The organism is Vibrio gazogenes (assembly GCF_023920225.1).
GTDB classification, from domain to species: domain Bacteria; phylum Pseudomonadota; class Gammaproteobacteria; order Enterobacterales; family Vibrionaceae; genus Vibrio; species Vibrio gazogenes.
This window is the reverse complement of record NZ_CP092587.1, coordinates 822,281-846,119: the sequence shown is the minus strand read 5'-3', so window position 1 is coordinate 846,119 and position 23,839 is coordinate 822,281. Positions and strand designations below refer to the sequence as shown.

Here is a 23,839-nt window from a genome sequence, read left to right as displayed (position 1 = left end):
TGATACCATCCGCACAGCATCCAACTGTCCGGATGGATATCCGATGATAAAGCACAAAGGGATCAGAGCTCGTCTTTGCTGAGGGCCTGAGAGTCCGGCAGCTTTTCCGGACGCCTCCAGATGTAGTAACTGCCGATCAACATACCGATAGTCGATACCGCCACCCAGATCCAGGCAACCTTGTGCAACAATAAAATCAGTAAACAAACCGACATCGATACCGCCGACAAAATCTTATTCTTTCTGGAGATGACTTTACCGTTTTGCCAGTTTTCTATCATGTTACGGAAAAAGGGTTTCGACATTAAAAAACGGTGAATCGTAGGAGAACCTTTCGCTGATGCCCATGCACATAAAATGACAAATTCGGTTGTAGGCAGGCCCGGTAAGACAACACCGATAATCGCCAAAATCAGACTGACGATCGCAATGAGTTTATAAACCCATAAATGCATCCCTGACGCTTTTTTCGTTTGCTGCTGTTCTGTCATCACTCTTACCGACGTTCTCCGAGATCCGGGCTCAATGATCATCACAACCACATTCATTCTGTGTTGAGATGAGCAGTTTATCATCGCTATTTTACCTCAGCGTTAAGCTGCGTTCAGTCTCCCATGTCTCACTCAGAAAGTACATGACGTATGTGCTTTGACATTATTGACACGCGCCTAAAGAACCGCATATACCCAAATGACCTCAAGATGCAGTTTCAGCGAGAATCACTGGGCTCAGAGGCAAGGCAGAGATTTGAGTCATAGCCATTCTATGGCGAGAATCTCTAACGCAGTCTCTGAGTTCAGTGAACTCGCCCTTCGGGAGTACTTCAATCGGCGCCTTTCTGAGTCAAATGCCATTGAAATGGGAAGGCCATTCCTGCCGACATTCTCCTTGAATGACGCCGATTGAAGACACTCTGAATCCTGCATCTTGAGGTTACTTGGGTATATATGAAGAGATAAATCATTTGAAATAAACAATTGTGAAAAATCTATTTCCATGATAGATATCTAAAAATATACTATAGTGTAAATGTTATAATGTAGTTATAGATTATATAATTGAAAGATATACTATCAGTAGAGGGAACCATGGAAAGTAATAAAGAAAAAATAAGAGAATTTGTCCAGTACTTACTGAAAAAAAATGGACAAGAAACTGATGTTAATATCAGTGATGATGACTCGCTTATCGAATCAAATCTCTTCGACTCACTTGACATCGCAGAGTTAACATTATTCCTTGAAGATGAATACGATATTTACACTTCGTCTTCAGATAATGAAGTATTCAAACAAATAGATACCATTAATCTCATTGAGCAGTACATAATTTCACAAAAATAATACACCTTGTTTTTGTGAAATTATTTGTCGAAAGCTTAATCATTGGCTTTTATGTAATGTGCTATTTTTTGAGCTAACAATTTATTCCCATTCGGGGTCAAATGACTACCAGCATCCAAGAAAAACAGCTCATTTTTATCGTTAAATATATTAGACATATCAATAACATGACTATTTTTTCTAGATAGGTCGGATAAATTCCTTGCTATAGAATTCATAAATTCATTTTCTGTTATATTCTTATTAATATTATCCACACTAGCTTTATTCCCCCAAATAGCCGGAGGAATAAAGATTAAAGTTTTTATATTCAAGTCAGAACCATAACCTATGATGTCTTCAAAGCCATTCATTATTTTCTTCGGAATCGCAGTTTCATAATATTTCATATCACGGGATGAAATATCATAATCAGATGTTAAAACTACATTTTTAATTTTATTTTTAACTAAACGTAGAAAATAAACCAGTGCTATCTCATTATCTCTTCCCTTAACTTTTACATTTTTAAACTTTGCATGTTCAATTATATAGTCAACCGGTCCATTAACAATAATAGCCAGATCATAATGATGGCTTTTAGTATTATGAATTCTTTGCCAATTAGCAAGATTCTGAGAGACCTTCTGTCCTGGAGATGAATAATTGTCAATCCTATATTCAGGCAATAACTCTGCAAGATAACGAACTAATGTTGTATCGGAAGAATTATAGAAACCAAAACTTTGAGAGGCTCCTAAGACTAATATACTCTTGGTTTGTTTTTTAGAAGCATGATGACTGTACTCCCTTCTACCAAATTTATCAATTTTATATATCCCATACTCTCCCGGTGGAATGACACCCCCTATATATGGAAGATAATAAGTTTCGAGAGCACGGGTATCATCATAATACTTAGCATATTTCTGACGATCTAGATTTTTAGGTAAACTTTGGATAAAATTATTCTTGTCACTTACCGACCGATAATAGTCTCTAGCATACAACAGAAAATCACTCCCTGCATCAACAAGCAAGCCAAGTAATACAATAAAAAATAATAGCGCAATAGAATATTTAAATTTCTTCATCATATTAAAAGTCAAAATAATAAAAACTTTCTGGTCTCTGTGCTGCAACCATTGAGCAGCCCAGAACAATCGTAATCATAATTGGAACTGATATATAAAATGGGATTTTAATCAATTTATTTCGTACATAGTCAGCACTATCAAATGCATGTAGAGCTAGCGTTAATACAATCAAAATCAAGATACCGATCTCTTTCGATGTTATGGGATCAATATGAAAAGAAAATAATGATTGATAATAAGACATCGCCATATCAAGAGATGGATTACGAAACAATATCAGTAACAGTGTCCAAACAGTAAAGTTCAATATGATCCCCAACGGCTTCACATATTTATTCGCTTCTACAAACCGTTCATATCCACTGTATTTTTCCAAAATCATGATAACGCCCTGAATCCCGCCCCACAAAACAAAATTCCAGTTAGCACCATGCCACAATCCCGAAACCAACATTGTGATAAAAATCGGCATATAGGGCAAAGTATTACGGAAATGACGTACCAGAGGGATGAAAATATAATCTCGTAGCCAAAAGCTCAAGGTCATATGCCAACGTTTCCATGTTTCCGTAAGCGAGTGGGACAAATAAGGAGAATGAAAATTTTCAGGAAAGCGAACCCCCAAAGCACCAGCTGTTGCAATCGCCATATCCGAGTAGGCACTGAAATCACAATAAATCTGGATACTGAACCCAATCGCAGCAAGCAATAAACTAACACTATCATTTGATTCCGGATTCAAGAATATAGGGTGAACATAAGCCCCGATCTGATCTGCGATCAAAACTTTTTTTATCATCCCAACTGAAAACAGAGGCAGATTATAAACAATATTCTGCCAAGACACTTTAATTTTGGAAAGCTGTGGGATTAACTCTCGACTTCTTAAAATTGGTCCAGCGATTAAATGTGGGAAAAAACTGATATAGAGACTAATGTCCAAAACCGTAAATTTTTTCTTGGAAGAACGGGAAAAATCAACCATCATACTGATTAATGTAAAAGTAATAAATGAAAGACCTAATGGAAGACCGAGTCCAAGCCTCATATCTAATCCAATACTTTCTAGCACAAAATCAGTATATTTAAAAAATATTAATGGAATTAAGCTAATTATGACTAAAAGAGCAAGTGATTTTTTTCTTTGAATCAATAACTGACATGACAGAACGCCCAAAATAATGTAAAAAACTAATATATAAATATAATGAACATTCCAATACGCGTAGAAAAATATACTACTCACCAATAGAATAAATTTTTGCCATCGATTGTCACGAACCAGACGAATCGTCAATAATATGGATGAAAAAAATAGCAAAAAAACAGGTAATTGAAAAAGCATAGATCTATATAAACTCCACCAAATCGGATCCGTTCAGTCTAATTCGTAATTATATTTCTGATACTTTTGGCTTCTTTGTTTGTGTTTATCAAGCACAATATTACCAATCACCAACATATCAATTTCTGTATTCATAAAACAGTTAAATGCATCTTCAGGAGAAAGAACCATCGGCTCTCCCCTGACATTCAGACTCGTATTAACCAATACAGGACATCCCGTTATTTCATAAAACTGCTTCATTAACTGATAAAACCGCTGATTCGTACGCTCAGAGACGGTCTGAAGTCTTGCTGTGCCATCAACATGAATAACAGATGGAAGTTTATGATTCACGCCATCTTTAGCCGTATAAATGAAATTCATATGTGGCGAAGCGCCCTCAATATCAAACCATTCACTTGCATATTCTTCTAATATCACGGGAGCAAACGGCCGGAATGATTCTCGGTACTTAATTTTTAGATTGAGTTCTCGCTTCAAGTCTGGCACTCGGGGATCCGCCAGAATAGAGCGATTTCCTAATGCTCTGGGACTGAATTCAGCTTTCCCTTGGAACCAAGCAATAATTTTACCATCAGCTAAAGCATCAGCCGTTAATTGAAATAACTGCTCGTCCGGCACAAGACGATACTCGGCATCCATATTATCTAATTGAGCCAAAGCTGTGTCTTGTTCAAATGCCGGTCCAAGATAGGGCATATAATCAGATGCAGGAGTTCTTGGAGATTGAAGGTACATATGATGACATACTTGTGCAGCGCCTAATGCACTTCCTGCATCTCCCGCGGCAGGTTGTATCCAGATTCGCTCAAACACCCCACTTTTCAGCACTTTCCCAGCCGCCGCACAGTTCAATGCGACACCTCCGGCTAAACACAAGTTCACTTCTCCGGTAAGTTCTCTCACATATCGGGCTAAGGCCAAAAATATCTCATCAGTGACTTCCTGAATAGACGCAGCAATATCCATATGAACCTGCTCTAAACAACTTTCCGGTTGCCTAGCCGATATCCCAAACAACCGTTCAAGTTCCGGACTATACATACGAAGCTCAGTCGCAAAACGAAAATACTTCATATTCAGGCGAAAACTGCCATCCGATTTAATATTCACCAGATTTTCTTTGATCAAAGTGCTATAAACTGGCTGGCCATAGGGTGCAAGTCCCATGATCTTATATTCACCAGAATTAACTTTAAATCCCAGAAAAGCTGTAATTGCAGAATAGAGCATGCCTAAAGAATGGGGAAAAGACATCTCTTTGATTCTTCGAATATCCTGTCCCGATCCTATCGCAACTGTCGTTGTCGCCCATTCACCGACCCCATCAATCGTCAATATAGCAGCCGACTCAAAAGGAGACGGATAAAAAGCAGCAGCGCTATGAGATAAGTGGTGGTCAGAAAAGAGTAACTTTTGATTCCAAAGCTCTCCACCTTTGAATTCAATCAACTGTTTTTTTAAATTAACTTTCTGAAATAGTTTTTCCTTCAACCAGATAGGAATTGCATGACTAAATAGCTGATATCCTCTCGGAGCAAAACGTATACAAGTTTCTAGAATTCTTTCAAATTTATTAAATGGTTTTTCATAAAAAATCACATAATCAATATGCTCCATCGTGACATTATGCTGCTGTAAAATCCATTCCATCGCATTTTTCGGGAACACATCATCATTCTTCACGCGACTAAAGCGTTCTTCTTGAACAGCCGAAAGAATCTCTCCATCACGAAGCAATGCGACAGCACTATCATGATAGAATGCAGATATACCGAGAATATAAGTCATCCATGCATTCCTTTAGAATTGCTTTTTAAAATCATCTGAAGTAATCAGATCTTTTTCTGGCTCTCCCCAATAACTAGATAGATGCTTATCTATTTTTAAAGGGAGCAATTTAGGACGGAACAAACGTAATAACCAACTCAGCGGTGTAATAAAAACAAAAAACAAAACCCAGAATAGTCCCTTGCCAATCAAGGCATGGATTTTATCAAAAGCTTTAATTACAAATTGTAACTTCATTGGCGCAATTAAAGCATACAGTAATATGATGACAGCAAATGGAACTGCCCATATCCACATGACTTCTTTGACAAAACTCATCACTCCGGAAAACATCAATAATCCACAACTGAGAGCCAACAGACGGATACGGATCTGTTGCCTCCCCGCAGATACATTATTCACCATTCTAAAGCTCCTTCTTCATTTTTTCAGCGATCAATCCTGATATGATTCCTAATGCCTTTTTATTCAAATGAATATCATTTTGAGAGACCCAGAATGACGACGTTGGCGCCCCCTGAAACATCGGTAAGGGATTAATAAAGTCAAACTGATACTGTTGAGCAAATTTTTGGGTAATTTTTTCCATAAATGAGAATTGATAATGATTAAAATCATGCATCTCCGGAATAGAGACGATAATAATGCGGCTTTTGGTTTTATTTTGAATTTGTTTCAACTGGTTGAATGCCTGAGACAACACCATCTGACCAGTAGAGCTTTGCCATTGTTGGCGGTATCCATCAAGTAAAGCTTCTTTACCAAATTTACCACTGATAATTTGCTGAATAAATGTAGAGGCCAAAGCAGCCAATTCACTATGTTCTACCAGCCATCCGGGGGATTGAGTTGTAACTTGGGCTGTCGATCGAGGGGTAACGAGTACAACAAGAGTATCTGCCGATAAGCTTTGCCCAATCGATTTCCATAATGTCACCGACTGATTCAAATTCATGTTTCCGATGCCGGCATTGACCACATCCACATCAGCTGGCAACTCATGTTCAAGTTGTCCTCTGAGACTATCGGCATCCTCGACTCCCCATCCCAGCGCGATAGAATCTCCGACAATTGCAACACGATGAGTTGATGTTTTATCTGGTTCAGGCCCACGCATCCCTAGACTATTAATCTGAATCGTAACATTCTGCAACGTCGCAGAACGATTCGGTATGTGCTGATGTCCGATATTCGGATCTGGGCTTTTCTCTTTCAGCAAATTGGCATAACGCCACATTTCAATGACATAATTCTCTTGGCTCATCGTCGCCAAACGTACAAGACCTTCACCAAGAATCAACGCTAAAACCACACCGAATAGCATCAAAAGGCTATTACGCCCCCATGAACTCATATTAATAAATCCCTTTCGTCACCAAATAAGAAAGCGATTATCGATACACCAGAAACACAAGTGGCTAGCTGCAGTTACTCACAAACAATACCAAAACAGGTAACATCGATAATCACTGAACAAACGGAAACATTCTCTTTTACAAAAAATTTTTAGAAAATAGCATAGATGAATGGCGCCCAACTTGAGCCACTAGAGAACACAAACAAGCCGGATAAAAGAAACAAAACCAACAAAAAAGGCAGCAAAATTATCCGACTTTTTTTAGAAAGCAAAAAACCCAATAACTCAACAAAAACTTCTTTCATACTTGACCTATTCTTGACGTTAAAAACATAAGTATGACTACATATCGACTATAAACCTGTTGTACACATAAGGCTGTTTAAAATCTCATTATGAGTATAATTGAACATTAAACCTTAGAGAAAACAAATATTCGGAAACAGAATTACCCAGACATTTTATATACCTTTTAAATAACAAAAAAATCAATATGACCATTAAATATAACAATTATTTAACATGATCATAAATTGGAACAAGTGTCAATTATGAGATTCCCTATCTGTGCTGTGGATTCAACGCCCATAAAAGCGTTTGCCGTGCATGAGCGATCCGTGGCTGACGCAGCGCACTGGGAGTCCATGCCATATAATATTCCAATCGCGTATCCGCTATCGGGGCTTTGATCTGTTGCAGCTCACCACGCTGTATTTGCTCACGACACAAATAGTCCGGCATCACTGTCCAACCGAACCCTTCAATCAGTAAACGGCGTAAAGACCGTAAATCCTGACTGACCAATGCCGGGGGATGACTCCCCAAATGCAGGTTGTTTTTCTTCAACCAACGATCAATAACCGACAATTCAAGGTTGTAAGTCAACATCGACTCATTCAGCAAAGCCTGCGTTAAATCCTCTGCCTGAGCAATTCTGGCCGCAACTTCCGGTGCGGCAACCGCCATCACCGGCGCTTCCATTACCGTTTCGCTACGCAGACGTTTATCCGTCACCGGATGGGCGGTAAATCCCAAATCACAGTGCCCTTCGACCAACATATGGTGAACTAAATCCCCATCACCGGCATGCATCCGGATGCGAATGCCTGACTGCAACAACGGTAAGAGCCGCGGTGCAATGACTTCAGCCATAAAATCGGCATGACCAATCATTTGTAGTACGCCTTCCATATTGATTGAACGCGACCTCGCCTGTGCCAGCGCCGATTCAACGGCATCCAACTTATCTCCGATATCCATCGCCAGTTCATCAGCCGCTGTCGTCGGCTCCACACCAGAGGCTTCGCGAGTAAATAGTTTTCTCCCGACTGCTACTTCCAGCCCGGCAATATGTTGTGACACCGCCGGTTGCGTCAAGTTGAGATTTCTTGCCGCAGCACTGATCGAGCGCTGACGATAAACTTCCACAAAGGTTCTTAAACGAGCAAGTGACATAGCAACACCTCTCCCTAAAGGGATCATAAATATATTTATACCCCATCTAAAATAACCTTGTTAGCATGATTACGCTACTCTCATATATGATTTCCCCATCTTGAAGCACAGCAGTCGAATCACTCATTTGCGTTGAATGAAACAGTTACATTGTCAAAAACGCTGAGTTTTGAAAGCAAAGTGATCAATCACTGTCTTCGACATACATTGTCAGCTTGATTAAGGAGTCTATATGTCCGTTCAAACATCATCCGCTCAGGTCATCGCAGCGAACCTCGATTCTTCCGATGCATCATCGTTCAATGAGATGAAGTCAATTCTTAGCAGCATGAAACGGGCTCACCTCAAATCTGGCCCCGCAGATGCTGAATTACGTCAAGACCGTCTGTTGCGTGCGATTCGCTTACTGAAAGAAAATCGCGTCGCGCTGTCACAAGCCATGAGTGAAGACTTCGGACACCGCAGCACTTATCAGTCAATGGTCGCCGATATTACGACGTCAATACGAGCGCTCCAGCACGCAGCAGAACATGTTGCACAATGGATGACAGCCGAAACGGTCGACACTGAACAAGCAGGCCTACAAGCCCGAATTCAGCCTCAGCCACTGGGCGTCGTCGGTGTTATCAGCCCATGGAACTTTCCGCTGAATCTTTCATTTGGCCCACTGGCGGGTATTTTCTCTGCGGGTAATACCGTGATGCTCAAACCGTCAGAGCTGACACCGAAAACATCTGAACTGGTTGCCGAGCTGGTTGGACGTTACTTTGACCCGATGGAATTTGTCGTGGTGCTAGGCGATAGCAAAATCGCCCAACAATTCAGTTCCCTGCCATTCGATCACCTGCTGTTTACCGGCAGTACCGCGGTCGGCAAACTCGTCATGCGTGCAGCGTCAGAAAATCTGGTGCCCGTCACCCTCGAACTCGGCGGTAAATCTCCGGTCGTCATCGCACCGGATGCAGATGTGTCTACCGCGGTGGCAAGAACCCTGACCATTAAAACGTTTAACGCAGGTCAAATCTGTCTGTCCCCGGATTACATCCTGCTCCCTCAAGGTGCAGAGCAACAACTGATTGACGCCGCGCAACAATTCATGCGCCAGAGTTTCCCGACACTTCAAGCGAATACGGACTACACAGCAATCATCAGCGAGCGACACTATCAGCGTTTGGTCGAGTTACTTGAAGATGCGCAACAAAAAGGTGCCCGCGTGATCAGCCTCGCCCCGGGTGATGAAGTTGATTTCGCTGCATCCAGTCGCAAAATTGCCCCGCATCTGGTTCTTGATATCACGGATGATATGGCAATTATGCAAGAAGAAATTTTCGGCCCACTGCTCCCGGTGAAAACCTATCACGAACTAGAAGATGCCATTGATTACATTAATCAGCATCCTCGCCCGTTGGCCGCTTACTATTTCGGCGAAAGCCAGACGCAACAGGCACAATTCGCCAGTCAAACCACTTCGGGTGGACTGGTCATCAATGATGTCATGACGCACGTGACCATTGAAGATCTGCCTTTTGGCGGGGTTGGTGCTTCCGGGATTGGCGCGTATCATGGTATTCACGGTTTCCGCCGTTTCAGCCATGCCAAACCGATTGTCATCCACAGTCCAGAAGGTCCATCCAACCTGAGACTGAGAGCACCTTATGCCGATAAATTGACACAACTGGAAGCGTTTTTAGCGCAGTAAACGCTTTTAGGGGCTGGGTTCATGTCGATCGCTACACTTCACATGACCTGCCTTGACTAAATGCACGACAAATTGCTGCAAAAACCATCACGAAAGGTCAATAGCCCCTAGATGCAATCCACAAACACAAACAACAATGACTTGAAAAGGAAGAGAATAATGAAGATTTTAATGGTTCTGACCTCACATAGTGAACTCGGCAACACCGGTGAAAAAACAGGCTTCTGGCTCGAAGAATTCGCAGCCCCCTACTACAGCTTTATCGATGCAGGCGCTGAAGTCGTACTCGCCTCACCAAACGGTGGACAGCCACCACTCGATCCAAAAAGTGATCTGGCTGATTTTCAAACCGAGCAGACACACCGCTTTAAAGCCGACCCTGCCGCACAGCAAGCCCTTGCGAATACGGTCAAGCTGGCAGGTATCAAACACGAAGATTTTGATGCAGTCTTCTACCCAGGCGGGCACGGACCACTTTGGGATCTGACCAACTCACAAGATTCGATTCAGCTCATCGAAAGCTTTGAACGTGCGAATAAACCGATCAGCTTTGTCTGTCACGCACCGGGCGTACTACGTCATGTCAAAGCAGCCGACGGAGCCCCGCTGATTCAAGGACGCAAAGTGACTGGTTTTACCAACAACGAAGAATCAGCCGTGCAACTGACGGATGTGGTTCCGTTTCTGATCGAAGATGAGTTTCAGGCACTCGGCGGTCTGTATGAAAAAGGCGCAGACTGGGCACCTTATGTGGTTGAAGATGGCCTGTTGATCACCGGGCAAAACCCAGCCAGCTCTGAAGCAGTCGCTCAGGCGCTGTTGAAAAAACTGGCATAATCATTACCTGAGCAGATAAAGCTCAAACAATCTACTGTCTATATCCAAACGATACTTTTTCGGCCTGCTCTGATTTGAGCAGGTTTTTTATAGCACTTGCTCATTCTCAGTCCCCCTTAAACAATTCCCCCTGATGATAACCAAGATATTGCTGATGCTCCCGGTGCAGGGAACACTGCATCCCCTCGCGGATGCTAATCCAACAATTTTTCCAATTTGCGAGCCCTTCTTTAAAGGCAAGTCACTACGATATTAGATCGGATTACATCCGCCCTGTCATTAACAGCGTCGACAATATAATTTCTTTAAAAATCATCAAATAATAGAAATGTTTCTATTGATATATAGAAAGTTATATTTATGATGGTAGCTTCTTTTGACGGGCTAAAGTTCAATATAAACATTGACATAAATCAATATGCCTTAACAACACGTTGGAAATGCTGTATGGATATGAATCGAAGAAAAAACAATTTTCGTTTAAATGATAAAACATTGATAAAAAGTTGGCAGCACTTGTTTGCCAAATCATGCTTCTTATTTTTGATTGGCTTCTCTTATTCATCAATTGAAAATAACGCTCATGCTTTCGGCCTTGGTGATGTCGTCAAAATCGGTGGCGATTTAGTTGACTCAGCGATGGAAAAACAAGACAAAAAAGAAAAACAAGAGCAAGAACAAAAAAGAAAATTATTACAAGATGCTCGAGGGTATGCCGACCCAATCATGAAACGATATAAACATATTTCCAGCTATCATGGCCTCAAAGTCTCTCACGATACCCAAACACTGTATAGCGATCTGAAATATATTTACAGTGGTGATAATGCTGAAAAAATACGCCAAACTGCGAAAAAACTAGATGATGATCTAAACATCTACCAATCAAAAATTAATAAACTTGAACAACAGAAAAAAGCACAAAAAGAAAAAGCAAGACAACAACGGATCGCTGCTGAGAAAAAACGTCAGGAAGAAATGAGAAAAAAAGCAGCCGCTGAAAAAGCAGCAGCCGAACAAGCAGCCGCTGAAAAAACAGCAGCCGAACAAGCAGCCGCTGAAAAAACAGCAGCCGAACAAGCAGCCGCTGAAAAAGCAGCAGTCGAACAAGCAGCCGCTGAAAAAGCAGCAGTCGAACAAGCAGTCGCTGAAAAAGCAGCAGTCGAACAAGCAGCCGCTGAAAAAGTAGCAGTCGAACAAGCAGCCGCTGAAAAAGTAGCAGTCGAACAAGCAGCCGCTGAAAAAGTAGCAGCCGAACAAGCAACCCCTAAAAAAGTAGCAGCCGAACAAGTAGCAGTTGAACAAACAACAACCGGAAAACCAGCTGTAGCGGAACAAGATGAGAAGGAAAGACAGAATCTTGTAACTGAATTACAAAAAAAACGCTTATTCGATAGCGAACTATCTAAATATGCCGACGACTATCCATTATCTCAACTCAAATTAACCATTGCATCTTACAACGGCCAAATGGCATATCAAGAAGCAACAAGTGAACAGTCAAAAGGAGCCTCCCGTGAACAACGGAAAAATAAACTATGTGATCTCCAAGGCAAACATTACGGTTGGATTGGTAAAGTAACAAATCTGACAACCAACAGTGAAGGGAAAGGGGTACTCGCCGTGAAGTTCGGTGAAAATATGCACCTAACCACCTCTAATAATACCTTTAGTGATATTGGTGCAAATAGCTTGCTCGACCCGAGCAGTGACATATTCCAGTCTGCCTTCAAGCTAAGCCGTGGTGACATAATTCGGTTTGATGGCTATTTATTTTCAAATAAAAACGACTGTATCCGAGAGTTCAGTGACACAATGAAAGGCAGTATGACGGAACCTAACTACCTATTTAAATTTATTCATGTAGAGAAACTCAACTAATATATTGTTGACCAACAAACGTAACCGAACCTGCCCATCGATGGGCAGGTTTTCATTCTCTGTATATATCATTGAAAACGAGTCGGTTCAGAATCCTTTAAACAACTCAACCCGATGATAGTCGAGATATTTCCGGTGCTCCCGATGTAGGGTACAGTGCATTTCTTCGTGGATTCCGAGGGTTACGGGGGATTGGAGAGAAGAGGAAGAAAACGTACACCAAAGCCGATACAATACAACATCATAAATAACGGTGGAGTTTTGCAATGGACAAGGAACTGTTTTCTCGTTTGGTCGCTCAAATCACTGCTGGTAAACACCTTCCGGAAGCAATCTACTTACATAAAGATGCGTTTACAGCACTCCCTGAAGTGTTGCAAAAGTTTATTCCAGCCGTCGGTCAGGCCGTCAATTTACCGGAAGAGCAATGGGACTTAGTCAAACTATTCAAGAAAGAATTTCGTCTCTCACTCTTAAGCTACCCTGATTTTTACACCGATTCCTATCCCGCTTTGAAACAAAGTCTAAACGTTGATCTGTCCAAATTGACACATAAAATCATTACTTATCATCACTCGGAAAATCCACCAATTTTGCACCGTAAAGAAACGATGGTGCTTGAGAATAATCCCTACTATGAACAATTCACGATAATCACTCAAGAAGGAGAAAATGCCGGACTGTATGAAAACACTCGTATCATCGGTTTTAAAAGAACCTGGGAAAATCTGATCCGCAAGCATGGCTATGAACTGGTCGATGGTCGCTTGTTTCGTCGTTCGGCGCTTACCGACGAAGTAAGCGAAGATAATATCGATCGCTATAAAACGGCATTGGTCCGCCATGAACTCTCCGCACCGATGAAATCATTAGCCAAACACAGTTTTTTAGAAGGCAACTACTCAGTTTTTGATTATGGCTGTGGCAAAGGTGATGATCTACGCGAACTGGAAGCACACGGAATCGATGCATTAGGTTGGGATCCGATTTACTGCCCAGACACCGACAAAATTACCTCTGACATCGTCAATTTAGGCTTTGTGTTGAACGTAATTGAAGATAAAGACGAACGGCTCGACGCCCTGCTCAGCGCCTGGGAACTAACCGAAAAATTTCTGGTTGTCTCTGTCATGTTGGCCAATGAAAGCTATATCGCACAATTCACACCATACAAAGACGGCGTGATCACCTCACGCAATACCTTTCAGAAGTATTACGCCCAATCAGAGATCAAAGCCTATCTCGAAAGAAGCCTGCAAGAGGATGTGATTGCAGTTGCACCGGGCATTTTTTATATCTTCAAAGATAAGCTCGAAGAACAACAATACTTGCAGAAAAAATACACCCGTCATCATGTCTGGAAACAACTCACGTCTCCATCACCCATTGAAGCCAGAGATAAAGCTAAACTGATCATTACACAACATCAGGAACTGTTTGAGCAATTCTGGAATACCTGTCTCGAACTAGGACGCATTCCTGCTCACGATGAATTTGAACAGTCAGGTGACATCCGACAACTCATCGGCTCACATAAGAAGATATTTACTTTACTGCGGGAGTTATTTGATAGCACGGCTTTTGAACAAGCAGAGCAGAACCGTAAAGAAGACCTGTTGCTCTATTTCTCGATAGGACTATTTGAGAAACGCAAGCCCTATACCCAGCAGCCGGAGTCTTTAAAACGAGATATCAAAGCCCTGTTCGGCGATTACAAAACTGCGCTCAATTTAGCTACAGAGTTACTGTTTGCCATCGCGGATACCGACTTGATCCATGAACAATGTCAGAAGGCATATCAACGTCTGCCAGCCAGTTTACTCAATGAAGGTCACTCACTGGTTTTTCATAAAGACTATATTGATGACTTACCGCTGCTTTTGCGCGTATATGTCGGTGCAGGCTTGCAAATGTATGGGGAACTGGATGAATCCATCGATCTAATCAAAGTGCACATCACCTCCGGTAAACTCACCCTGACAGCCTATGATGATTTTGAAAAATCAGTCCCGTTCTTAGTCGAACGCATCAAAATCAAAATGGCCGATCAGGACATTGATTTCTTTGATTACGTAGACGAAAACAAACGACCACCGCTACTCAACCGGCATTTATACATCCCTGTTGAACACCCGGATTATAAGAAGCAGTTGAGTTTTGATCGGCGGTTGGCGAAAAGGATGGAATGTGATTCTGACTGCGAGAACATCATGAATCGAACAGAATATGATGTTCTCAGCCAGAAATAAACTCTTACAATAAAATCATTAATATTCAGACCGTTATTCAAATATCAGATCCGCATCAAAATCATAAACGGCTATCGTTTGCTTTTGAATACCAATTTCTTTATCAATCATAATCTCAGCCAGCTGTTCACCATCAATGAGAACAATAGGAACACACCCTGTTTTATACGAAATATCCATCGCTTCTTTCGTAAAGCGGCTTGTCGTAATAAAAATCCCCTGCTCAAACTCTCCGGATATATCCCCTCTGAACTGAGATATATCGGGTCGCCCAACTTTATTGTGTTCAGCGTATCTTTTACATTGAGCTGCAACTCTCATCTCCGCAATACCAATCTTAAGGGCACCTTTCACATCAATTCCACCATCTCTACTGATAGAAGTAACCAACATATTTTTAAATCCGTATCTAGACAAAAAGTGACAACTGAACTCTTCGAATTGTTGAGGTGAAATGTTTCTCAAATATTCCAAAATTTCAACTTTAGCCTTTTCTTTTTGCTTATCAGCCAAAATAGAAATTTGTTGAATATACTGTTCAGCTTGTAGCTCACTGTTCATTGGTTCACGAACAACATGAGATGAGGAAAATGCTGTTCGATATTGGTCTAATAACTCGTATTCACCATCTGAATGTTTGTAAAAATAACGTTCTTTGTGCATCTGTGAGATATTTTTATTCTGACAATGTCGGTCCAAAGTTACTCTCAAAGCTGCTAAAGGTGTCTTCGAACCAAAACTATAAAAATTATGTTCAACAATTGTATTGTAAATCTCATCAAGTTTTGAGGGTTTACCCAGAACATGTATTGCCTGAATCGCAGCTTCAAAAATCTTCATATGTCTCACAGATATTGCTTAATCCTTCCGATGACTTCCGCTAATGGTATCTCTTTTGTCATATGAGACCAAGACATTCTAATTGCTCCTTCTATTCGCTCATCTGATAATCCCATCCCTTTCAATACATGGCTGGGTGTATAGCTGGAAGAAGTACAGGCAGAACCATTTGACACCGCCACAATCCCTTTCAAAGCAACCATTGCCGCTTCAGAATTCAGACCGGGAATAGAGAAATTTAAGACATGTGGTGCAGAATGAGTACCATTCATTTGAGCTCCAATGTCTTCTAAACTTGCGACTAAATCCTGCTTTATCCCCAAACAGTGTTGCGCCCATTGATCGCAGTTTTCAACAGCTAAACGGCACGCTTCACCTAATCCAGCAATCAGCGCAACAGGTAATGTGCCCGGTCTTAATCCTTTTTCCTGACCACCACCAAACACCAATGGTTTTAACGGAATTTTCTTAAAACCACGCCGCTGACACAGTAATGCTCCGACGCCTTTTGGCCCATACACTTTATGACCACTGACACTCATCATATCGATCCTTTCGTTTTTCAGAGCATCACTATACTTGCCAAAACTTTGCGCGGCATCGACATGAAAGAAAGCATCATGATTCTGCAAAACATCACAGTAACCTTGAATATCCTGTACAGAACCAGTTTCATTGTTGATGTGCATTATGGAGACAAGCACCGTATCTTCACGCAAGGCATTCCTTAATGAGTCAACACTCACCACGCCACTTTCATCACATGGCAAATAGGTGACATCGAATCCTCTCGTCTCAAGTTCCTGACAAGGTTCAAGGACTGCTTTATGTTCGATAGATGTGGTAATGATATGTTTCTTATGCTGCTCTTCGGCGTAACTTTGTAACCCTAAAATCGCGATATTATTACTCTCAGTGGCACCGCTGGTAAAAGTGACCGCTGAGCTATCCAAATCGACAACCGCCGCAACCTGTTTTCTTGCTAGTTCAACAGCTTGCTTTGCCCGAGCACCAAATTCATGGGTCCGGCTACCAGAGTTACCAAACTCCTCAACTAAATACTTTTGTACTAAATCGGCCACAGAATTTGCGACAGGTGTTGTTGCATTGGTATCAAGATAAACGGTCATTTGATGATCCTTCGGACGGGAAAAATGGCAAGACACACTACAAGAATTCAAGTATATTAACGCCTCATGTTCGTAAGAACAATAACGGATTGTTCGTACAAACAACACGTTGGTATTGATAGAAATGACAAAAATAATTTCAGGTAACTCATTCCCTGCAATTCGGGGAGTTCAGGCTGGCGCAGAATTCTACACCGTGATGTGCCCACTCAAAAGATTAAGAAAAATTTTTACTTTTGATGAAGGGGAACTCCCCGTATCTGAGCGGGCGCAGAGGATCCTGAACCCGGAACGTATTCCTGAGATCACAAACTACATTCTGAATGAACGTGATGCTTATGTATTCTCCGCACTCACAGCCTGTATCGAAGGTGATAGTGAATTCACCCCTATTGGTGATATGGGGCATCAACAAAAGATCGGTACTTTAACCATTGATGAAGACGCCGAGGTCTTCATTACTGACGGTCAGCATCGGAATGCCGCAATTCTTGAAGCACTCAAACAAGATCCAACCTTAAGTAACGAGACAATCACCGTTGTATTCTTCGCTGATAAATCTTTGGCGGAAAGACAAAAAATCTTTAAAGACTTGAATTTATACCCAGTCAAAACTGATAGTTCGTTAAGTATTACCTATGATGACAAACCCACAGCTTTACTTTCAAAAACAGTTATTTATGAAAGTAAAGTATTGTCAAAACTGATCCATATGGAGAAAACCAATTTAGGACAGAGATCAAAAAAGCTGGTCAGTCATAGCGCACTCAACAAAGCAACTTGCGAGCTATTTGATAAGATCGATCAAAACACCTACAAAAATCAAATTCCAATTGCTAAAGAGTATTGGGAGTCCGTCGTCATGGCTATTCCTTCCCTGAAGCTGGTTTATACAGAACAAGTTTCAGGTGGTGAAGTGAGAGAAGAAAATGTGCTGGCATACTCAGTTACTTTTCAGGCATTAGGAGCTGTTGGGAAATGGTTACTAGCCAATGACAGAGAGTGGAAAATCAGACTTAAAAAATTGAAAGACATCGATTGGTCCAGAACCAATAAAATAGACTGGGAAGGTCGCTGTGTCGTCAATGGCGCAATGAGAAATTCATCGATAGCCGTCAAATTAACAGCCAACAGAATCAAGAAACATTTGAACATTCCTTTAAATAACAAGGAACTGGCTGAAGAAGATAAATTAAACAATTAATACCAGATTAAGTGATACCACTTAACCAGAGGCAATAATGACAGTAAATATCGCAGAAGCAAAATACTCTGCATTTGAACCTGCTGGGTTCAAGCCTACTATCCGTAACCTGATAGACAAAACCAAGGCGATCTATCTCAAAGATCAGATTCCTTGGGTCATTGGTTATAGTGGTGGCAAAGATTCAACGGCGATAGTCCAGCTAGTCTGGGCTGCCGTAACAGAACTCAAAAAAGAAGGGAAAGCGCATAAAACCGTACACGTTATCAGCACCGATACTCTGGTCGAAAATCCTATTGTTGCTCTGTGGGTAGAACGCTCTCTCAACCAAATGAAAAAAGCAGTCGCTGAACAAGATCTGCCGATTGTGCCACACCGTTTAACACCAGAAGTCAAAGATCGCTTTTGGGTCAACCTGATCGGACGAGGCTATCCTGCGCCTCGCTATAAATTCCGCTGGTGTACTGATCGCTTAAAAATCAGTCCATCCAACACATTCATCCAGGATGTGGTCAAAAATAATGGCGAAGCCATTCTCGTGTTAGGCACCCGCAAACACGAAAGTACGGTGCGTGCTGCCAGCATGGAAAATATCGAACAGCTCGACAATACGCGTAAAGAAGATGGCTTAAACGTTAATACTCAACTGGATCGGGTCTGGGTGTATACACCAATTGAAGATTGGACCAACGATGATGTCTGGGCATACCTCACCCAAGAGAAAAACCCTTGGGGATATAAAAACACCGATCTACTGGGCATGTATCAGGGTGCTACAGAAGGCGGAGAATGCCCATTAGTGGTTGACAAATCGACCCCTAGCTGTGGTGACAGCCGGTTCGGTTGTTACGTTTGTACGATGGTCGGTGAAGATAAATCGATGGCGGCCATGATTGCGAATGATGACGAAAAAGAATGGATGCTTCCGCTGCTTGCACTACGTAACGAGATTGATATCAACGATGCCAATTCGCAGGTAAAAGCAAATAAAGTTGCACGAGATAAAAGCAATCGTGATTTCAGACGGATGAATGGCTCGCTGACAGTCCATATCAGTATGAAAGATTTCAGTGACGCTAAAGATCTGGAAGAGAGCGAAGATCCATTCGAACTGTTAGCTCAATATGAAGATACGACTGAACATAAATACGAAAACCTACCGGCAGATGTGGTTCGCGGTCCATACAAACAGAGTTTCCGCGAAAAAATGCTGCGCAAAGTTCTTGAAGCACAGATGTATGTTCAGGAAACCGGCCCTGCGGAAGTAAAGAGACTAGAACTACTCCCTTTAGAAGATCTGGAAGAAATTCGCCGCATCTGGGTTGAGGAAAAAAAAGAAGCTGAAGATTCCGTTCCTCTCATTTACCGAGAAGTCACTGGTAAATATTATCTGGGACCCAAACGAGCTTATAGTCCGATCCTCAACCACAGTATTCTCGACAAACTGAAAGCACATTGTGCGACATATCAGGATAAAGACGAACTCAAATATCAGCAGTTACGTGGCCTGCTTTCAATTGAAGATCGATATAAGCATCAGCTACGCAGAGCAAAAATTGCCGATGAGCTTGAGTCTGAAATCGATAAAGGCGCTTTCGATAGTATTGATAATGCCCGCCGTTTTGCGCTTGGCCGGGTAAAAAATGAGTATGCGATCAAACTGAAACGTCTTGAAGATGCAGGAGAAACCGAAGAGTTCCTCAAGAATATTAGCAAAAATATCCAGATCCTCGATGCCAGAAAAGATCTTTTCAAAGTGAAGAAATATAAGGCACTCTACGTGGAATTGACTTCAGAACATCTCAACCGAGAAGCCCAAACATTGGCAAAAGAGCTCGTCCAAGGTCTGAAAAAACTTTATTCCTACTACATCAGACAAATCGATCTCTCGTTCGGTCTGTTAGATAAAAAAGCACAAGAAGAAAAAGATAACAACGAGAGAAATAGTAAGCTTCTGGCTCCAGAGCAACTGATTGTTCAGGAGAAACCGTTATGATTTTTGAACAAGTAAAACTCAACAACTTTGGTATTTATCAGGGTGAGCACACCATTGATCTGAATAGCAGCGACCATCGTAAGCCCATTATCCTGTTTGGCGGGTTAAATGGTGGCGGTAAAACCACCTTTCTCGACTCAATGCAATTAGCGCTGTATGGAAAACACGCCAAGTGTTCTAACCGAGGACGGCTCTCATATAGTGAATATCTGAAGCGCAGCATTAATCGTTACAGTGATGAAAAATCAGCATCGGTATCACTCACATTCAGACACAGTCAAGGAACCAAGGACAACCAATATCAGGTCGTTCGTTCTTGGACAGATAACGGCAATACAGAGATCAGTGATACAGTTCAGGTTTTTATCAACGGTGAGCAAGACCGTTTATTAACCGACAACTGGAACGACTTTGTTTCTGAGTTTATTCCGCAAAACATGTCAGAGCTGTTCTTCTTCGATGGCGAGAAGATCGAAGATCTGGCAGATGAGTCCCGATCCGCGCAGTTAATTAAAACAGGCATTGAAGCACTATTGGGGCTGGAACTCCTGAGTCAGTTATCGAAAGACTTAAATTCACAAAGACAACGCCGTCAGGAAAAAAATCTGGATAAAAAAGCCAGTGAGCGCGTACAAGAGCTTTTAGACAGAAAACAATCACTGGAAAACAATCTGCAAGAGCTCGAACAAGAAATTAAAGCGACCATTGCTCGACGAGAAACACTGGAAGAGGAGCTTAAGTCCGCAGAGGTTCAAATGCACAGTACAGGCGCTCACCTATTGGAGTCTTTAGCAGAGATCCAAGCAGAAAGAAGAGAAGCGACCTTACAACTGGACGCCATCGACTCTCATTTAGGTAAATTAGCTTCCAGTGCTTTACCCTTACGTCTTGGGAGTAAATTGTTCAAGGCTGCTCATCAACAAGCCCAGAAAGAACAGCAAGCCTCTGAAATAAGCAATGCCCAAAAACATATTACGGCACAAAATACCGCTTTAATGGCACGTTTAACTCAATCAGCAAATGCCGAGACGGTAAACCTCGTCCAGCAGTTATTAGAACAAATTCACCAAGAAACAGACAATAACGTCTCAGGTGCTGAAACCTATCTGAATGCCAATCCAACCATCTTTGAGTTTGCTCTGTCATTACTCTCCAATGAGGCTGAAGAAAGCCAGACCCTGCTCAAGCAGAAAAATGAACTGGTTGAAAAACTGGCTCTCATTGATAAAAAACTCGAAGCAGTACCGGATTATGAATCGGTCAAAGACCTCATTGCTGCCAAAGAGAATGTAGAAGCGCAGATCGAACGAAGTAGACTGCATCTCGAAGCGACTCTTGAAGAATCTAATCAATGTCGGAATCAGCTACATGAAAATGAAGCCCGGCTTGATGCAACGTTAGTTCAACAGAATGCAGAGACCTTCGAGCATCAGCGCAATCAACAGGTTGCCGATCATCTGGTTGAAATGAAATCGATCATTGATGACTTTAAAGAAATGCTCATTCGTGAAAACATTTCTAAGCTTGAAGACAAGATCAAAAGAAAGTTTGACTCTCTGGGACGTAAATCAGAGCTGATCTCAAAAGTTCACATCAACACACAAAACTTTAAGCTGCAAATATTGGGTAACAACAATCAGACCATTGATTCAGCTCGCCTTTCGGCTGGTGAACGGCAACTTTTATCGGTGGCGACACTGTGGGCACTGGCCGATGAATCCGGCAAAGAGATCCCAACCATCATTGATACACCAATGGGACGGCTTGATGGAAAACACCGAACCAAACTAGTCGAGAATTACTTTCCTCAGGCGGCAGGGCAAGTCATCCTGCTCTCGACCGATGAAGAGATTTCCGGTGAATACTATAAGAAACTGAAACCTTATATTGCCAACGAATATCATATTGCTTATGACGAGTCCCAGAAAACATCCACCATTCGCCCCGGATACTTTGCGGAGGAAGTATGAGTATTGAGACAATCCGCTTATCAGAAAAAGCCAAAGGGCATCTGATCAAAATAAAAAAAGACACCAAAATAGAAACCTGGAATGTGTTGTGTCGTTGGGCGCTGATGCTATCCCTTCAGGAAGAAAGCATTCCCCCACATGAAGAGATTGTCACAGACAGTAACGTGGAAATGACTTGGAAGGTATTTGGTGGGGAGTTCGCAGATATTTATCTTGCTATGCTGAAACAGCGTGTGTATCAGGATTATGGTATCACCGATGAAGATAAACTTGCTTATTACTTCAAATTACATCTTCATCGTGGGATTTCTTATTTGTCGAATAAATCAAAAAATATTAATTTACTAATAAATTTGGCCCTACAATGAGGGCCTAAGCTCATGAATTAATAAGAGCATTCTCTAACTCTTCCTGAGAAATAGGATATTGTTGATTTTTAACCTCTAGATACAATTTCCGTGCTCTTTTAATTTGCTGTTTACTACTAGGAGCTAAATGTATAATTAGTAGTTCATTCAATAAATTAGTAAACTCACGACTTGTCTGCATTTTTAGTTTACCTTCATTTATTATACAAACACTAGACCATGGAACTTCTCCTAACTCCCAATTGAAACTTTTTAATTTTGTAAGAATTTCATCCCAGGTTAAGCTGCTTTGGTCAATAAGTTGCCTAACTACCTCAGAAACACAACGTTGGACAATTCCTCTCATAAATGCATCTTCTTTACCCGGATTTACCTTGTTTTTTCTGATATTTCTAACATCATCCATTTTTTGGACTTTAGAAATAATACTTCCACAAGCCTCAAATAATTGAGAAACCCTCTCTGAAATAATAATATAAGATTCTTCTAGTTCATCATCTGTTGGACGTCTAGATAAGGACACACCATCTAGGGGAGTAGAAAAAGAAAGCTCTTTTATAATTTCATATAGTTGTTTTATTGATGTAACGCCTTTTTTATCACTATCTCTCACACTAGAAGCAAGTGAGAGTTCCCCATGTTCACCAACTTTGGTAAATACGGAAACTCTTCCTTCTTCACTAAAAAATCGGTCTTCATTTATTAATCTTCGGGTAATAATTGCAAATCCATCATCTTCATCTAAAGCTAAGTTTTCACTTTTAGTTGTACTTTTGGCATTTTTGTTAATATTTGTAAATAACCTTCTCGTTTTCTCTTTACCTTCTTCAGTATCATAATGGCTAACTAATATTACACTTATCTCTTCAGAGCCAAGTTCAGGATCCTTTTTAATTGCATCTTTAATAGCTTTCAATCGATGTTGGCCATCTAAAGCAAAATATTGCTGCCCTCCATCAAAAGTTAAAACACCAAAGCTCTTATCCAAGCCTCTCAAATATTCTTCACTATCTTCCATTCTAACAGGCATATAATGCGGATCACCACCATATGCAGCAACAATAAGAGAACCAAGAAAACGATGTTCTGAACGAAGTAAATATTCTGTAATCTCTTTGGTTCTTTCAGATATACCTCTCTGTATTAATGAATTTAAATCATCATTCCCTCCTAATTCATAGGCAAAGTTAACTTCCTTCGCTACTTGAGCATATTTCATAACACAGATATAGTATACCCAATCACCAACTTTTGCTTTTAGAGCAGGTATTAGAGTTTTATTTGACATATGATTT

Annotated in this window: 20 protein-coding genes; 9 read left to right on the top strand and 11 right to left on the bottom strand. The window is 41.3% G+C overall.

What is annotated here, in order from left to right:
- Positions 1–62: 62 nt before the first annotated feature.
- Positions 63–491 (bottom strand): YbaN family protein, encoded by a 429-nt coding sequence (locus MKS89_RS03910; protein ID WP_165614829.1) that lies wholly within the window; start codon positions 489–491, stop codon positions 63–65.
- 597 nt (positions 492–1,088) lie between these two features.
- On the opposite strand from MKS89_RS03910, the gene MKS89_RS03905 reads away from it, so the two are divergent.
- Entirely contained in the window at positions 1,089–1,343 is a 255-nt protein-coding gene (locus MKS89_RS03905) for an acyl carrier protein (RefSeq protein ID WP_072962219.1), read from the top strand.
- Between the two features lie 35 nt (positions 1,344–1,378).
- On the opposite strand, the gene MKS89_RS03900 is transcribed toward MKS89_RS03905, so the two are convergent.
- The 7 genes from MKS89_RS03900 to MKS89_RS03875 all read right to left on the bottom strand — a co-directional run bounded on the left by MKS89_RS03900 (position 1,379) and on the right by MKS89_RS03875 (position 8,370).
- Entirely contained in the window at positions 1,379–2,419 is a 1,041-nt protein-coding gene (locus MKS89_RS03900; RefSeq protein WP_072962217.1) for an SGNH/GDSL hydrolase family protein, read from the bottom strand.
- A 1-nt stretch (position 2,420) separates the two neighbouring features.
- Positions 2,421–3,764, bottom strand: a complete 1,344-nt coding sequence (locus tag MKS89_RS03895) for an MBOAT family O-acyltransferase (RefSeq protein ID WP_072962214.1) — start codon at positions 3,762–3,764, stop codon at positions 2,421–2,423.
- Positions 3,765–3,797: 33 nt separating this feature from the next.
- Positions 3,798–5,558 carry a carbamoyltransferase family protein gene (locus MKS89_RS03890; protein ID WP_072962212.1) on the bottom strand — a complete coding sequence of 587 codons (1,761 nt, stop codon included), beginning with the start codon at positions 5,556–5,558 and terminating at the stop codon, positions 3,798–3,800.
- Between the two features lie 12 nt (positions 5,559–5,570).
- Entirely contained in the window at positions 5,571–5,963 is a 393-nt protein-coding gene (locus tag MKS89_RS03885; RefSeq protein ID WP_072962209.1) for a hypothetical protein, read from the bottom strand.
- Position 5,964: 1 nt separating this feature from the next.
- Positions 5,965–6,912, bottom strand: coding sequence for an SGNH/GDSL hydrolase family protein (locus MKS89_RS03880; protein ID WP_072962207.1), 948 nt, complete (start codon positions 6,910–6,912; stop codon positions 5,965–5,967).
- 152 nt (positions 6,913–7,064) lie between these two features.
- Positions 7,065–7,220 carry a DUF5989 family protein gene (locus MKS89_RS20925; RefSeq protein WP_353844451.1) on the bottom strand — a complete coding sequence of 52 codons (156 nt, stop codon included), beginning with the start codon at positions 7,218–7,220 and terminating at the stop codon, positions 7,065–7,067.
- 256 nt (positions 7,221–7,476) lie between these two features.
- On the bottom strand, positions 7,477–8,370 hold the full coding sequence (locus MKS89_RS03875) for a LysR family transcriptional regulator (protein WP_021020848.1): 894 nt from the start codon (positions 8,368–8,370) through the stop codon (positions 7,477–7,479).
- A 232-nt stretch (positions 8,371–8,602) separates the two neighbouring features.
- Here MKS89_RS03875 and MKS89_RS03870 point away from each other — a divergent pair, with 232 nt between their 5' ends.
- The 4 genes from MKS89_RS03870 to MKS89_RS03855 all read left to right on the top strand — a co-directional run bounded on the left by MKS89_RS03870 (position 8,603) and on the right by MKS89_RS03855 (position 15,036).
- Positions 8,603–10,069 (top strand): coniferyl aldehyde dehydrogenase, encoded by a 1,467-nt coding sequence (locus MKS89_RS03870; protein WP_077316416.1) that lies wholly within the window; start codon positions 8,603–8,605, stop codon positions 10,067–10,069.
- Between the two features lie 159 nt (positions 10,070–10,228).
- A complete protein-coding gene (locus MKS89_RS03865) occupies positions 10,229–10,906 on the top strand; it encodes a type 1 glutamine amidotransferase domain-containing protein (RefSeq protein WP_072962204.1) in 678 nt (225 codons plus the stop codon).
- Between the two features lie 447 nt (positions 10,907–11,353).
- The gene (locus tag MKS89_RS03860; RefSeq protein ID WP_252518338.1) at positions 11,354–12,787 is read left to right on the top strand and encodes a cell envelope integrity TolA family protein; all 1,434 of its coding nucleotides are present in this window, start codon (positions 11,354–11,356) and stop codon (positions 12,785–12,787) included.
- 266 nt (positions 12,788–13,053) lie between these two features.
- Positions 13,054–15,036: a DNA phosphorothioation-associated putative methyltransferase gene (locus tag MKS89_RS03855; RefSeq protein WP_072962199.1), complete on the top strand. Its 1,983-nt coding sequence runs from the start codon at positions 13,054–13,056 to the stop codon at positions 15,034–15,036.
- Positions 15,037–15,069: 33 nt separating this feature from the next.
- Here the strand turns inward: MKS89_RS03855 and MKS89_RS03850 are convergent, their stop codons facing one another.
- Both MKS89_RS03850 and dndA read right to left on the bottom strand, forming a co-directional pair.
- Positions 15,070–15,876 (bottom strand): restriction endonuclease, encoded by an 807-nt coding sequence (locus MKS89_RS03850; RefSeq protein WP_072962195.1) that lies wholly within the window; start codon positions 15,874–15,876, stop codon positions 15,070–15,072.
- A 5-nt stretch (positions 15,877–15,881) separates the two neighbouring features.
- Positions 15,882–17,006 carry a cysteine desulfurase DndA gene (gene dndA, locus MKS89_RS03845; RefSeq protein WP_072962192.1) on the bottom strand — a complete coding sequence of 375 codons (1,125 nt, stop codon included), beginning with the start codon at positions 17,004–17,006 and terminating at the stop codon, positions 15,882–15,884.
- 124 nt (positions 17,007–17,130) lie between these two features.
- Between dndA and dndB the strand changes: the two genes are divergently transcribed.
- Genes dndB through dndE form a run of 4 tightly spaced genes read left to right on the top strand, consistent with a single transcriptional unit; the run spans position 17,131 to position 22,544 of the window.
- On the top strand, positions 17,131–18,210 hold the full coding sequence (gene dndB, locus MKS89_RS03840; RefSeq protein WP_072962189.1) for a DNA sulfur modification protein DndB: 1,080 nt from the start codon (positions 17,131–17,133) through the stop codon (positions 18,208–18,210).
- Between the two features lie 37 nt (positions 18,211–18,247).
- Positions 18,248–20,206: a DNA phosphorothioation system sulfurtransferase DndC gene (gene dndC, locus MKS89_RS03835; protein WP_072962186.1), complete on the top strand. Its 1,959-nt coding sequence runs from the start codon at positions 18,248–18,250 to the stop codon at positions 20,204–20,206.
- Complete coding sequence (gene dndD, locus MKS89_RS03830) at positions 20,203–22,176, top strand: DNA sulfur modification protein DndD (protein ID WP_072962184.1); 1,974 nt, start codon at positions 20,203–20,205, stop codon at positions 22,174–22,176. The genes dndC and dndD overlap by 4 nt, the downstream gene beginning before the upstream one ends.
- On the top strand, positions 22,173–22,544 hold the full coding sequence (gene dndE, locus MKS89_RS03825) for a DNA sulfur modification protein DndE (protein ID WP_072962181.1): 372 nt from the start codon (positions 22,173–22,175) through the stop codon (positions 22,542–22,544). The genes dndD and dndE overlap by 4 nt, the downstream gene beginning before the upstream one ends.
- A gap of 10 nt (positions 22,545–22,554) precedes the next feature.
- Here the strand turns inward: dndE and MKS89_RS03820 are convergent, their stop codons facing one another.
- The gene (locus MKS89_RS03820) at positions 22,555–23,832 is read right to left on the bottom strand and encodes a DNA sulfur modification protein DndB (RefSeq protein ID WP_072962179.1); all 1,278 of its coding nucleotides are present in this window, start codon (positions 23,830–23,832) and stop codon (positions 22,555–22,557) included.
- Between the last annotated feature and the right edge of the window lie 7 nt (positions 23,833–23,839).

What these genes read in the sequence shown, in the direction of transcription:
- MKS89_RS03895 (WP_072962214.1), bottom strand. Translation starts at nt 3,764, where the DNA reads ATGCTTTTTCAATTACCTGTTTTTTTGCTATTTTTTTCATCCATATTA.
- MKS89_RS03855 (WP_072962199.1), top strand. Translation starts at nt 13,054, where the DNA reads ATGGACAAGGAACTGTTTTCTCGTTTGGTCGCTCAAATCACTGCTGGT.
- MKS89_RS03870 (WP_077316416.1), top strand. Translation starts at nt 8,603, where the DNA reads ATGTCCGTTCAAACATCATCCGCTCAGGTCATCGCAGCGAACCTCGAT.
- MKS89_RS03905 (WP_072962219.1), top strand. Translation starts at nt 1,089, where the DNA reads ATGGAAAGTAATAAAGAAAAAATAAGAGAATTTGTCCAGTACTTACTG.
- MKS89_RS03890 (WP_072962212.1), bottom strand. Translation starts at nt 5,558, where the DNA reads ATGACTTATATTCTCGGTATATCTGCATTCTATCATGATAGTGCTGTC.
- MKS89_RS03875 (WP_021020848.1), bottom strand. Translation starts at nt 8,370, where the DNA reads ATGTCACTTGCTCGTTTAAGAACCTTTGTGGAAGTTTATCGTCAGCGC.
- dndC (WP_072962186.1), top strand. Translation starts at nt 18,248, where the DNA reads ATGACAGTAAATATCGCAGAAGCAAAATACTCTGCATTTGAACCTGCT.
- MKS89_RS03820 (WP_072962179.1), bottom strand. Translation starts at nt 23,832, where the DNA reads ATGTCAAATAAAACTCTAATACCTGCTCTAAAAGCAAAAGTTGGTGAT.
- dndB (WP_072962189.1), top strand. Translation starts at nt 17,131, where the DNA reads ATGACAAAAATAATTTCAGGTAACTCATTCCCTGCAATTCGGGGAGTT.
- MKS89_RS03910 (WP_165614829.1), bottom strand. Translation starts at nt 491, where the DNA reads ATGACAGAACAGCAGCAAACGAAAAAAGCGTCAGGGATGCATTTATGG.
- MKS89_RS03865 (WP_072962204.1), top strand. Translation starts at nt 10,229, where the DNA reads ATGAAGATTTTAATGGTTCTGACCTCACATAGTGAACTCGGCAACACC.
- dndA (WP_072962192.1), bottom strand. Translation starts at nt 17,006, where the DNA reads ATGACCGTTTATCTTGATACCAATGCAACAACACCTGTCGCAAATTCT.
- MKS89_RS03880 (WP_072962207.1), bottom strand. Translation starts at nt 6,912, where the DNA reads ATGAGTTCATGGGGGCGTAATAGCCTTTTGATGCTATTCGGTGTGGTT.
- MKS89_RS03860 (WP_252518338.1), top strand. Translation starts at nt 11,354, where the DNA reads ATGGATATGAATCGAAGAAAAAACAATTTTCGTTTAAATGATAAAACA.
- dndD (WP_072962184.1), top strand. Translation starts at nt 20,203, where the DNA reads ATGATTTTTGAACAAGTAAAACTCAACAACTTTGGTATTTATCAGGGT.
- dndE (WP_072962181.1), top strand. Translation starts at nt 22,173, where the DNA reads ATGAGTATTGAGACAATCCGCTTATCAGAAAAAGCCAAAGGGCATCTG.
- MKS89_RS20925 (WP_353844451.1), bottom strand. Translation starts at nt 7,220, where the DNA reads ATGAAAGAAGTTTTTGTTGAGTTATTGGGTTTTTTGCTTTCTAAAAAA.
- MKS89_RS03900 (WP_072962217.1), bottom strand. Translation starts at nt 2,419, where the DNA reads ATGATGAAGAAATTTAAATATTCTATTGCGCTATTATTTTTTATTGTA.
- MKS89_RS03885 (WP_072962209.1), bottom strand. Translation starts at nt 5,963, where the DNA reads ATGGTGAATAATGTATCTGCGGGGAGGCAACAGATCCGTATCCGTCTG.
- MKS89_RS03850 (WP_072962195.1), bottom strand. Translation starts at nt 15,876, where the DNA reads ATGAAGATTTTTGAAGCTGCGATTCAGGCAATACATGTTCTGGGTAAA.